We start from the raw sequence: 11,202 nt of genomic DNA, 5'->3' as shown, positions 1-11,202 counted from the left end.
CGAACCCGAAACCCGCCCCCGAACCCGAAACCCGCCCCCGAACCCCTCCCCACCGCCGGCCGTCGCCGCCTGCCTGAACATCAACCCCAGCCCGACCGAGAGATCTGCACCCGACCCAACCCCTCACCGCCGTCGCTGCCCTCCGTAACCCCAGCCCGACCGAGAGATCTGCACCCGACCCAACCCCTCACCGCCGTCGCTGCCCTCCGTAACCCCAGCCCCCAGCCCACCCCGACCGTCCGCGCCCAGCCCGGCCCTCACCCGCCGTCGCTGCCCGCTTGAACCCCGACCCCGCAACCCCCTGAGGAATCCACGCCCGGCCCAACTCCCCGCTACCGTCGCCGCCCGCCTGAAGAGCAACCCCCCGCCACCGCCCCAACGCCTGCCCGGCCTTCCCCACCACCGGCCCTCGCTGCCCGCCGCAATCCTCTAGATCTCGATGAGATCTCGATGAGATCTCGGAACAGGCGCACCGGCTAGGTCTGAAAACTGGGATACCGGCAAACGGGGGTGCGGAAGGGCACTGAGTCCAGGCCGGACGATCGATTTCCTGAGGGGGCGCGCGTTCCTGGGCGAGCGTGGAAGCTACGGGACCTACGAGCGCCGTGTGGAAGCCCCCAGAGCCGCCAGAGCGTTCCCGTGGAGTCGGTAGACGGTCCATTCGTCCATGGGCACCGCTCCCAGGGAGCGGTAGAAGTCGATCGAAGGCGTATTCCAATCCAGAACGGACCACTCGAGCCTGGAATACCCCTGCTCCACGCAGATCCGGGCGAGTTCGGCGAGCAGGGCCTTGCCGTAGCCGAGGCCCCGCATCTCCGGGCGGATGTAGAGGTCCTCCAGGTAGATGCCGTGGCGGCCGGTCCAAGTGGAGAAGTTGCGGAACCACAGGGCGAAGCCGACGACCTCGGGGCCGGCGTCCCCGGTGTGCTCGGCGATGTGCGCGAAAGCCGCGGGGTGCTCGCCGAACAGGGCCGCGTGGAAATCGGCCTCGGTGGCCTTGGCCGACTCCGGCTCCTTCTCGTACTCGGCGAGGTCGCGCACCAGCCGGTGGATGGCCGGGACGTCATCGGGGCGGGCGGGACGGATCACGGTGCTGCTCCTCGGTGTGCGGGTCTGCGGGTCTGCGGAGGTGCGGAGGTTCGGGTACGCGCGGTGCACGCAGTGCACGCGCAGAAGGGGCGGGTCGGCCCGTTCCCAGGCCGCCCGCCCCCACCGAATCCAGAGGTCAGAGGACCTCAGAGGACCTTTGACAGGAACGCCCGGGTGCGTTCGTGCCGGGGCGAGCCCAGCACGTCGTGGGGCGCCCCCGATTCCACCACGACGCCGCCGTCCATAAAGACCAGCGAATCGCCGACCTCGCGGGCGAAGCCCATCTCGTGGGTCACCACGATCATGGTCATGCCCTCCTGGGCCAGGTCCTTCATGACGTCGAGGACCTCGCCGACGAGTTCGGGGTCGAGCGCGCTGGTGGGCTCGTCGAACAGCATCAGGTCGGGGCGCATGGCCAGTGCCCGGGCGATCGCCACCCGCTGCTGCTGGCCGCCGGAGAGCTGGCGCGGGTAGGAGGCGGCCTTGTCGGCCAGGCCGACCCGCTCCAGCAGGTGCAGGGCGTTCTCCCGCACTTCGGCCTTCTTCTCGCCCTTGACCTGGACCGGCGCCTCCATGACGTTGCCGAGCACCGACATGTGCGGGAACAGGTTGAAGTTCTGGAAGACCATGCCGATGCCGCGCCGCTGGGCCGCCACCTGGGTGTCGCGCAGCTCGTAGAGCTTGCCGCCCTTCTGGCGGTAGCCCATGAGCTGGCCGTTCACCCACAGCCGCCCGGAGCTGACCTTCTCCAGGTGGTTGACGCACCGCAGGAAGGTGGACTTGCCCGAGCCCGACGGCCCGATCACGCACATGACCTCGCCACGGCGCACCTCGATGTCGATGCCCCGCAGGACCTCCAGCCGGCCGAAGCTCTTGTGCACGTTCTCGGCCACCACCATGCGGTCGCCCGCCGGGTTCTGCGTCGCCTCATGCACGGTGGTCCCGGTCTGCCGGTCGTCCACCGGCTTCTCAGCGTCCTGTGCGGATATCCCGGGCCGTCGGCTGTCCACGGGGCCGCTCGCGTCCTGTGTCAATGTCCCGCCTTGCTGCGCATCATCGTGATCCCGGCCTGGGCCTGACGGTCGCCCTTGCTGAACGACCGCTCCAGGAAGTACTGGCCGACCATCAGCACGCTGGTGATCGCCAGGTACCACAGGCACGCCGCGACCAGCATCGGGAAGAGGTTGAACGTCCGCGCGCCCACGGCCTGGAGCTGGAAGAACAGCTCGGTCGTGAGCGGGATGGCGGACACCAGCGAGGTGTCCTTGAGCATGGCGGTGGCCTCGTTGCCGGTCGGCGGCACGATGACCCGCAGAGCCTGCGGAAGGGTGATCCGCCGCAGCACCTTGGCCCGGCTCATCCCCAGCGCCTGCGCGGCCTCGGTCTGGCCCTTGTCGACCGACAGCAGCCCCGCGCGCACGATCTCGGCCATGTAGGCGCCCTGCGACAGCGACAGGGCCAGCACCGCGGCCATAAACGCCGTGAGCAGCGTGTTCATGGGGACCGAGAAGAACCGGGCGTCGCCTTCGAGGCCGAGCAGCGGCATCCAGTAGTTGTCGAACGGGATGCCGAATTCCAGCGTCGTGTAGAGGATGCCCAGGTTGCCGAAGAGCACGCACAGGACCAGCCGCGGCACCGCCCGGAAGAACCACGTGTACAGCCAGGCCAGTCCGACCAGGATCGGGTTGGCCGACAGCCGCATGACGGCCACGACGATACCCAGGACGATGCCGATGACCAGCGACAGCGCCGCGAGCGTGATGGTCGTGCGCACCCCGATGAGCACCGGTGGCGCGAACATGTTCTCGAACAGGAACGGCCACTGGAACGCATCGTTCGTCACCAGCATGTTGACGAACATCGCGGCGAGGACCAGCAGGACGGCCGAGGCCGCCCAGCGCCCGGGGTAGCGCACCGGGACGGCCTTGATGGTGTCGGGCGGGGTGCGGCCGGCCGCCGGGGGCTCGGGCGGCCGGGTCTCGTCAGAGGTGGTTGTCACGCTTGAGTCTCTAGCCTTCGACGCTCGGGTTGACCTCGGCGGTCTCCAGGGTGCCCTGCTGGTCCAGGTTCCAGCCGGCGAGGATCTCGGCGTAGGTGCCGTCGTCGATGATCGACTGGTAGCCCGCCGCGATGGCTTCGGCCAGCTCGGTGTCGTCCTGGGCCACGACCGCGCCGTAGGGCGCGGCCTCGTACTGCTCGCCCAGGGTCTCCAGCTGGTCGCCGGTCTGCTCGACCGCGTACACCGCGACCGGCATGTCGGCCAGGCCGGCGACGTTGCGCCCGGAGACGATCGACTCGGTGGCCTGGTCCTGGCCCTCGAACTGGTTGATCTCGATCGCGGGCTCGCCGTCCTCCTCGCACTGGGCGCTGCGGGCCTCGATGTCCTCGACCTGGACGGTGTCGGCCTGCACGGCGATGCTCTGACCGCATGCGTTGTCGGGGTCGACGCCCTCGGGGTTGCCCGCCGCCGTGAACCACTGGGTGCCCACGGTGTAGTAGCTCACCATGTTCACCTGCTCCAGGCGCTCCTCATTGATGGTGAAGGAGGAGATGCCGACGTCGTAGGTGCCGGTGGAGACGCCCTCGACGATGGTGCCGAACGAGGACGGCTCCCACTCGGCCTCCAGGTCGAGCTTGGCGGCCACGGCGTTGAAGAGCTCGACGTCGAAGCCGATGACCGTGGAGCCGTCGGTGTCGAGGAACTCGGCGGGGGCGTAGCTGGCGTCGGTGCCGATGCGGACGGCACCCTCGTCCCGGATGGCCTGGGGTACCAGCTCGGCCAGCTCGGGGTCGGCTTCGACCTGGGGTGTGGCGCCCGCTCCGGGTTCGGCGTCGCCGCCCTCTCCGCCGCCCCCGCCGCAGGCGGTCAGGGCCAGCACAGCGGCGATCGCGCCGGCGGAGGCGAGGCGTCCGCTGCGTGCGGCCGACAGGATCACGTGCTTCGGCACAACCACGTCAGTACTCCTTCATGCTGGTGTCGTGCGGCCGTAGGGTGGTCGGTCCGGCACTGCCTTACGCCTGATCGGTGGTTTGGCGCATCTTACGAAATATCGTAAGAAAGGTGGACGATACATCGTGCCCGTCCCGGCATGTTGCTGTGGTCACCGTTGTGAGATGATTCTGTAACGGGTCAACCCCGTGCTCACGGCAGCGCTTGGTTCGCATACGAACCCCCGTGGAGACCACCCCCTCCCCATCATCCCGGCCCTGGTGGGCCCGTGTGGAGGGGTTCCCCTAGCACCCTCGGGTCCTCCCATGCGCTGCCTTTGTTCGTACACAGGCCGTTCGCGTCATGGCCGGCGCGGGCGAGCACCTAGACGAGGGGTTTGAAGAGTTGACCACCGATTCCCACTCTCATCTCGACGCGGATCCGGCGTTCGCCCTGCACCGGGGCGGAAAGCTCGGCGTCCGCCCCACGGTCGACGTCGTCGACCACGAGGGCCTGGCCCTCGCCTACACCCCCGGTGTGGCGCGCGTGTGCAGCGCCATCGCCGAAACCCCCGAACTGGTCGGGACCTATACCTGGAAGAGCAACCTGGTGGCCGTGGTCACCGACGGCTCGGCCGTCCTGGGCCTGGGCGACATCGGCCCTGAGGCGGCCCTGCCGGTCATGGAGGGCAAGTCGCTGCTGTTCAAGCAGTTCGGCGGCATCGACTCCGTGCCGGTGGCCCTGGACTGCACCGACGTCGACGACATCGTCGAGACCGTCGTGCGCATGGCCCCGTCCTTCGGGGGGATCAACCTGGAGGACATCTCCGCCCCCCGCTGCTTCGAGATCGAGAAGCGCCTGCGCGAGCGGCTGGACATCCCGGTCTTCCACGACGACCAGCACGGCACCGCCATCGTCACGGTCGCGGCGCTGCGCAACGCCGCCCGCCTGACCGGCCGCACCCTCGGCGACCTGCGCGTCGTGGTGTCGGGCGCCGGAGCCGCCGGTGTGGCCGTCACCAAGATGCTCCTCGACGGCGGGGTCGGCGACATCGCGGTGGCCGACAGCAAGGGCATCATCTACGCCGGGCGCGAGGGGCTGAACCCGGTGAAGGCCGAGCTCGCCGCCATCAGCAACCGCGCCGGGCTCCAGGGGTCGATCGAGACCGCGCTCGCGGGGGCCGACGTCTTCATCGGCCTGTCCGCCGGCGAGGTGCCGGAGTCCGTGGTCGCCACCATGGCCCCCGACTCCATCATCTGCGCCATGGCCAACCCCACCCCCGAGATCCACCCGGACGTGGCGCGCAAGTACGCGAGCGTCGTGGCCACCGGGCGCAGCGACTTCCCCAACCAGATCAACAACGTGCTGGCGTTCCCGGCGGTCTTCCGCGGCGCCCTGGAGGCCCGCGCCACCGACATCACCGAGAACATGAAGCTGGCCGCCGCCAACGCACTGGCCGACCTCGTGGGCGACGACCTCGCCGCCGACTACATCATCCCGAGCACCTTCGATGAGCGGGTCGTTCCGGCGGTCTCGGCCGCGGTGGCCGAGCAGGCCCGCAAGGACGGCGTGGCCCGGGCGTAATCCCCGAACGTAGTCATACGGTCATTCTTAGTAGTCGGTCCGGAGCGGGGTTCTCCCGCTCCGGATCACCATCTGACGGGGGCCCTCCGGCTCCCTCGTCTCAGAGGCGGCGGCGTGCGGCGGCCCGGATGAAGGCCGCCCACGCACCATGGGGGAAATTCAGTACCGCTGCGTCCGGGGACTTCGAATCGCGGACCCCGACGCCCGTGTTCAGCTCCGCGACCTCCACGCACTGCCCTCCACCAGTGCCGCTGTAGGAGCTCGTGCGCCACGTAGGACGCTGCGGATCGTTCGCGGCCATGCCGCGCCTCCTTCATTTCTCATCTGGTTCCTCTTCCTCCCGGCGACGCAGGCACTGCTCCACCTCACTGATGACCTCCCGTGTCCTCTCCGGATGCAGCGCCGCGGTGCGCAGGTGTTCGAAGGCGACGGTGTATACACGGACCTCTTTCGCCTTTTCTATGTAGAGACTGCTCGTGAGATTTTCCAAATGGACGAGCCGCGGTGCGTACAGATCCGATTCGGTGAACTCCAAGATGTCGAACGACCCGTTGAGGCCTGAATGGGCTCCTGTGGTGAAGGGAACGATCTGTACGGTGATATGGGATCGTTCGCCCAGTTCAAGCAAATGAGCCAGCTGATCGGCCATCACCCCGCGCCCCCCGACGCAGCGGTGCAGCACCGATTCGTCCATGACCACCCAGACGTCCGGCGGGTCCTCGGCGAGAAGCAGTTCCTGCCGCCGGGTCCGCAGCTCGGTCCGGCGGTCGATCTCCTCCCTACTGACCGGTGCCGGGTGCGCGCCCATGAGGGCGCGTGCGTAGGGTTCGGTCTGGAAGAGGCCCGGCACGATCTGGGACTGATAGAAGCGGAGCGTGCTCGCCTCCGGTTCGAGCCCCAGATAGACCTCGAAGCGCTCGGGCATGACATCGCCGTAGACGTGCCACCAGCCGCGCCTGCGCGACTCCCGTGCGAGCATCACGAGGGTCTGGCGCAGGCCGGGGTCGCTGACGCCGTAGAGTTCCAGCAGGTCACGGACGTCGTCGGAGTTGGTCGCGACCTGGCCGCGCTCGATGCGGGACAGCTTGCTGCCCGACCACGACATGCGCTCGGCGGCTTCTTCTCCGGTCATTCCGGCGTTCTCGCGCAGACGTCGCAATTCAACACCAAGGCGACGTCGGCGGACGGTTGGGTTGTTGGCTACAGCCACTGGAGCCTCCTTTTCCGGGGGGAGAGGCCGAATCGAGAACCGGGAGAAGGCTACTCGATAACCGAGTTGCCGTTTTTCTGCGGTGCAATTGCGCGGGGGAGATTAAGAGGGGGTGGTGTCGCCGAGTGGAACGCACGTTCGCGATCCACCCTGCGAACACCGGCGCTTACCCAACGTGGTTATATGATCACATGGATTTGCGGGGCGCTCGCCGCAGATCATCGGGGCCGCGCCCCCGGGTCGGTGTGCGGCTTGCCACTCCGGCTCGTTTAGTGTCGGTGCCATGTTCGCCATCACCGCAGCGCGCATCGATAAGGACGACCCGGTATCCGGCCTCCAGGCCGGCGAACGCCCCGATCCCCGGCCGGGGGAGGGCTGGACCACGGTCACCGTCAAGGCGGCGGCCCTGAACCACCACGACCTCTGGAGCCTGCGCGGGGTCGGGCTCCCCGCCGACCGTCTGCCCATGGTGCTCGGCTGCGACGCCGCAGGCATCGACGAGGACGGCCGCGAAGTCATCGTGCACGCGGTGATCGGCGACCCCGACGCCGTCGGCGGCGACGAGACCCTCGACCCGCGAAGGTCTCTGCTCTCCGAGGTGCACGACGGCACGTTCGCCGAGAAGGTCGCCGTACCCCGGCGCAACCTGGTCGCCAAGCCGGCCGAGCTCTCCTTCGAAGAGGCCGCCTGCCTGCCCACGGCCTGGCTGACCGCCTACCGGATGCTGTTCGAGAAGGCCGGCCTCGAACCGGGCTCCACCGTCCTGGTGCAGGGTGCGGGCGGAGGGGTCGCCGGCGCACTGATCCGGCTCGCGAGCGCGGCCGGCCACCGCGTGTACGCCACGAGCCGCAGCGAGGACAAGCGCGAGCAGGCCCTGCGCCTCGGGGCCTACGCGGCGGTCGAGTCCGGGCAGCGGCTGCCCGAGAAGGTGGACGCCGTCTTCGACTCCGTCGGCGCGGCCGTATGGCCCCACTCGGTGCGGTCCCTGCGCCCCGGCGGCCGGATCGTCACCTGCGGTGCCACCAGCGGCGACGCACCGTCGGCCGAACTCACCCGCATGTTCTTCCTCCAGCTGTCGATGGTCGGCTCCACCATGGGCACCCGCGACCAGCTCCGCCGCCTCGCCGAACTCTGCGCCCGCACCGGCATCCGCCCGGAGATCGACCGGGTCCTGCCCCTGGCCAGGGCGGAGGAGGGCTTCACCGCTATGGCGAAGGGCGAGCTGTTCGGCAAGGTGGTCTTCACGGTGTGATCGCCCGCTCGCGCCGCGAATTGCGGCCCTCTGGTTGAGCCGTGTTCGGGTCCGCCGCAAGGGCGGAAGGGCCCGGGGCCGGAACCGGACACGGGGTGCCCGGACATCAGCAACGCCGTGGCCCCCGGCCCGACCACCCTCCCCTTCCGGCGGCCCCCGCCCCGCCCGTGCCGTGGGTGGCGCACATCCCAAGGGGCGGATGGCCGCAGGCGGCCATCGGGCCCGCTGCCGGGCATCCACCTGGAGGTCCCGGCTTGGGGGACGCGGTGACCGGCGGTGCGCCTGCCGAGCGGTCCGTCCGCTGGGCTGGTCGCCCGTGGACGGGTGGCCGGGGTTGTGGGCATGGGGTCTGAGGGATCGGCCGATCAGTGCCTAGTCGGGTCCCAGGTGGCGCCGCCGCGCCCAGGACCGGCTGACGCGCGCCGTTCTCGGCGAAGAGACCGCGGCGTGAGTGAGCGCAATCCTCCCGAATCTTTCTGCATGCCCATCTGAGGGCTCTCTTCTTATCCCTCACGTGGGGAGGGGCGGACGCGGCCGGCGAACGTCCACTCGCTCAACCGGTTCGGGGTCTCCCCTGATGGCGCGGGGAGGGGCGCTGGTGCCCGCGATGAGATCGTGGTGTTTCGCGGTCCGCCGCCGGTCAGGCGGCCCGCGGGCAAGCGATCGGGACAGCGGCCATCGGGCCTGGGGACTCGGCCGGATCCACCCTCGACATGGTGATGGGCGCCGCCCCTCAGGGGTGGCGCCCATCGTGTTCGTGGGTCAGCGGCGGGTGTCGCCGTTGCCCTGGTCAGGGTCGGCGCCCGGCTCTGATGGGCCGGAGTCCGGTCCGTCCTCGTGCGTCGCGGTGGCCCACGGGTCGCCGCCGTTGCCCGACGGGGTGGCCGCGGTCCCTTCGTCGGCGTCCGGTTCCGGCCCCGTCTCGGATTCCGTGCCCGGCTTCGGTCGGGACTCGGGGGTGGTTCCGGTTTCCGGCCCGGGCTCCGCCTTCGCCTCGGGCTCCGGCTTCGATTCCGGCTTCTGCTCGTCGCCGGTATCTGTGGCGGGTCCGCTCTGCGGCTTCCCGGTGTCCTCGCCTCCGTCGGCGGCCGGGCCGTCCTCGCGGGTCGCCGTGGCCCAGGGGTCGCCGTTGGCCGGCGGCCCGGTCTCGGTGGGGCCGGTGCCCGGGGCCTTCGCTTCGTCCGTGGCGGCGGCCCACGGGTCGCCCGTTGTCCCGGTGGACGGGCGGTCGCCGGCCGGGCCGGAGCCCCCTTCGGCCGCGCCGGAAGCCCCTTCGGCCGGGCCTTCCGCGCCTGCTTCTTCTCCTGCGGTGTCCGAGCCGTCCCGGCGCTCGTCGGAGCCCCGCGGACCCCATGTGCTCATGTCGCGCCGGATGACGTCGACGGTGTCGTCCAGGATCCGCCGCAGGTCGTTGGCCGCGGACTCGCCGACGTGGCCCGCCTCGCGTACGACGTCGCGCACGCGTTCGGAGAAGTCCCGCAGGGCCTGCTCGAACTCCGGGCGCTCATCGGACCCGCGCCGCGCCCAGACGCCGCCCAGGGCGCCGAAGCCGTGCGCGAAGCGCTCCCAGTCGCGTTCCCACCATGAACCGGAACGGTCCTTGCCGTCGCCCCTGGTGCCCTCCCCGGAGTCGCCGACTGAGGGCCCCGGCTCTCCGGTGCCCGCCGTGCCCGCCGCGTCCGCATCGGCGCCCTCGGCTGAGCCGGCCGCGGCACCGGATGCGCCCGTGCCCTCGCCGCGCGGCGGCGTCGCGGCCTTGCCCGTCTCGCCCCGGGCCGAGCGGCGTCCGCCTCCGGCGGTGAACTTCAGCTCTTCGCGGAGTGAGCTGATGGTGTCGCGGACGTCCTCCTTGACCGCGCGGGCGACGTCGCGCACCGAATCGGTGATCTCCCGCTCCAGGTCGTCGAGGTCCTTGCCGCGGCTGCGCAGCTCCTCGCGCCCCTTGTCGGTGAGGCGGTAGACCTTGCGCCCGTTGACCTCCTCGTGGGTGACCAGCCCCTCTTCCTCCAGCCGCGCCAGGCGCGGGTAGATGGTCCCGGGCGAGGGCGAGTAGACGCCCAGGAACCGGTCGCGGAGCAGGCTGATGATCTCGTAGCCGTGCCGCGGGCTCTCGTCCAGCAGCTTGAGCAGGTACAGGCGCAGGCGGCCGTGGCCGAAGATGGTGCTCATCGGGTGCCCTCCGGGATGGCGGCGGGTGCGTCGGGCGAGCGCCGCAGCAGGGACGTCGTGCCCGAGACGGTCGTGGTGGTGACGCTCGCGGGGTCGACCCCGCTGCCGATCTTGCCGCTGAGGTGGCTGCGGCCGCGCAGGTCGCGCCGGTCCAGGGTGAAGGCGGAGTCGAGCCGCCCCGAGGCCGAGCGCAGCTCGACGGCCGCCGACGTCTCGGCCGGCAGGCGCAGGGCGATCTCGCCCGAGATCGACGCCAGCCGCACCCGGGCGGACGGCGCCAGGTCCACATCGGCGAGGAGCTGGCCGGAGGCGGTCTTGCCGGAGAAGTCGGCGAGCCGCCCCCCGGCCACGGCGACCTGCCCGCGGACGCTGTTGAACCGCAGGCCGCCGTTGAGGCCGCGCGCCGCGAGGTTGCCGGACACCGTGTTGACGTCGACCTCGCCGCTCAGGTCGTCGACCGTGATGTCACCGGAGGTGGTGCGCAGCTGGGTCTTGGCTGTCAGCCCTGCGGCCACGACCGGTGCGGACAGGGTCGTGACCTCCACCGGGCAGTCGCGGGGGACGCGCACGCCGATGGTGGCGGAGCGGCGGGCCACGCCGAGGTAGCCCGAGAGCTGGATGGGCCAGAGGCGGTCGAGCAGTCCGCTGCCGGTCAGGTCCTCATAGGTGATGGTGAGGATCCCGGCCTCCTGGGTGGCGAGGACGGGTTGCCCGACGATGTCGGAGACCTCGAAGGTCACCGGATCATCGGTGGGGAGGATGTTGACGTGGCCGCCGATGATGCGCACGCGCAGGGCCACGATCCCGTCGAGTGTGCGCGTCGTCGGCTGGTCGATGGTCCATCGCGCCATCGGATCCCTTTCGGTTCGCGGTTCTGATGAGAATCACGATATGTCGCGAGTGGGCGGACTTCAAGATATGTCGCGATGATTCGGGGGTGCATCGGGGGTATCCCGGAGGGCCGCATAG

At 70.3% G+C, this 11,202-nt stretch carries 10 protein-coding genes; 2 read left to right on the top strand and 8 right to left on the bottom strand.

What is annotated here, in order from left to right:
• Nucleotides 1-594: 594 nt before the first annotated feature.
• The 4 genes from ACFOVU_RS27440 to ACFOVU_RS27425 all read right to left on the bottom strand — a co-directional run bounded on the left by ACFOVU_RS27440 (nt 595) and on the right by ACFOVU_RS27425 (nt 4,037).
• Entirely contained in the window at nt 595-1,089 is a 495-nt protein-coding gene (locus tag ACFOVU_RS27440) for a GNAT family N-acetyltransferase (RefSeq protein WP_378538184.1), read from the bottom strand.
• Nucleotides 1,090-1,235: 146 nt separating this feature from the next.
• The gene (locus ACFOVU_RS27435; protein ID WP_378538242.1) at nt 1,236-1,988 is read right to left on the bottom strand and encodes an amino acid ABC transporter ATP-binding protein; all 753 of its coding nucleotides are present in this window, start codon (nt 1,986-1,988) and stop codon (nt 1,236-1,238) included.
• A gap of 131 nt (nt 1,989-2,119) precedes the next feature.
• A complete protein-coding gene (locus ACFOVU_RS27430) occupies nt 2,120-3,019 on the bottom strand; it encodes an amino acid ABC transporter permease (RefSeq protein WP_378538241.1) in 900 nt (299 codons plus the stop codon).
• 79 nt (nt 3,020-3,098) lie between these two features.
• The gene (locus tag ACFOVU_RS27425; RefSeq protein ID WP_378538183.1) at nt 3,099-4,037 is read right to left on the bottom strand and encodes an ABC transporter substrate-binding protein; all 939 of its coding nucleotides are present in this window, start codon (nt 4,035-4,037) and stop codon (nt 3,099-3,101) included.
• Between the two features lie 386 nt (nt 4,038-4,423).
• Between ACFOVU_RS27425 and ACFOVU_RS27420 the strand changes: the two genes are divergently transcribed.
• Nucleotides 4,424-5,602: an NAD(P)-dependent malic enzyme gene (locus tag ACFOVU_RS27420; protein ID WP_378538182.1), complete on the top strand. Its 1,179-nt coding sequence runs from the start codon at nt 4,424-4,426 to the stop codon at nt 5,600-5,602.
• Nucleotides 5,603-5,702: 100 nt separating this feature from the next.
• Here ACFOVU_RS27420 and ACFOVU_RS27415 read toward each other — a convergent pair whose 3' ends face one another.
• Nucleotides 5,703-5,903: a DUF397 domain-containing protein gene (locus ACFOVU_RS27415; protein ID WP_378538180.1), complete on the bottom strand. Its 201-nt coding sequence runs from the start codon at nt 5,901-5,903 to the stop codon at nt 5,703-5,705.
• Between the two features lie 12 nt (nt 5,904-5,915).
• On the bottom strand, nt 5,916-6,812 hold the full coding sequence (locus ACFOVU_RS27410) for a helix-turn-helix domain-containing protein (RefSeq protein ID WP_378538179.1): 897 nt from the start codon (nt 6,810-6,812) through the stop codon (nt 5,916-5,918).
• Nucleotides 6,813-7,095: 283 nt separating this feature from the next.
• Here ACFOVU_RS27410 and ACFOVU_RS27405 point away from each other — a divergent pair, with 283 nt between their 5' ends.
• Nucleotides 7,096-8,064, top strand: a complete 969-nt coding sequence (locus ACFOVU_RS27405; protein WP_378538177.1) for a zinc-binding dehydrogenase — start codon at nt 7,096-7,098, stop codon at nt 8,062-8,064.
• 762 nt (nt 8,065-8,826) lie between these two features.
• On the opposite strand, the gene ACFOVU_RS27400 is transcribed toward ACFOVU_RS27405, so the two are convergent.
• Both ACFOVU_RS27400 and ACFOVU_RS27395 read right to left on the bottom strand, forming a co-directional pair.
• On the bottom strand, nt 8,827-10,233 hold the full coding sequence (locus ACFOVU_RS27400; RefSeq protein WP_449289744.1) for a helix-turn-helix transcriptional regulator: 1,407 nt from the start codon (nt 10,231-10,233) through the stop codon (nt 8,827-8,829).
• A complete protein-coding gene (locus ACFOVU_RS27395; protein WP_378538176.1) occupies nt 10,230-11,084 on the bottom strand; it encodes a DUF4097 family beta strand repeat-containing protein in 855 nt (284 codons plus the stop codon). Before ACFOVU_RS27395 ends, ACFOVU_RS27400 begins: the two co-directional genes overlap by 4 nt.
• Nucleotides 11,085-11,202: the final 118 nt, after the last annotated feature.

The organism is Nocardiopsis sediminis, from assembly GCF_042650565.1.
Classification (GTDB): Bacteria; Actinomycetota; Actinomycetes; order Streptosporangiales; family Streptosporangiaceae; genus Nocardiopsis_B; species Nocardiopsis_B sediminis.
Note: the sequence above shows the minus strand (reverse complement) of the source record. Positions and strands in the feature narration are given on the sequence as shown.

Bases quoted from the DNA above. Each gene is read 5' to 3' on its own strand.
- ACFOVU_RS27405 (WP_378538177.1), top strand. From the start codon at position 7,096: ATGTTCGCCATCACCGCAGCGCGCATCGATAAGGACGACCCGGTATCC.
- ACFOVU_RS27395 (WP_378538176.1), bottom strand. From the start codon at position 11,084: ATGGCGCGATGGACCATCGACCAGCCGACGACGCGCACACTCGACGGG.
- ACFOVU_RS27435 (WP_378538242.1), bottom strand. From the start codon at position 1,988: ATGGTGGTGGCCGAGAACGTGCACAAGAGCTTCGGCCGGCTGGAGGTC.
- ACFOVU_RS27415 (WP_378538180.1), bottom strand. From the start codon at position 5,903: ATGGCCGCGAACGATCCGCAGCGTCCTACGTGGCGCACGAGCTCCTAC.
- ACFOVU_RS27400 (WP_449289744.1), bottom strand. From the start codon at position 10,233: ATGAGCACCATCTTCGGCCACGGCCGCCTGCGCCTGTACCTGCTCAAG.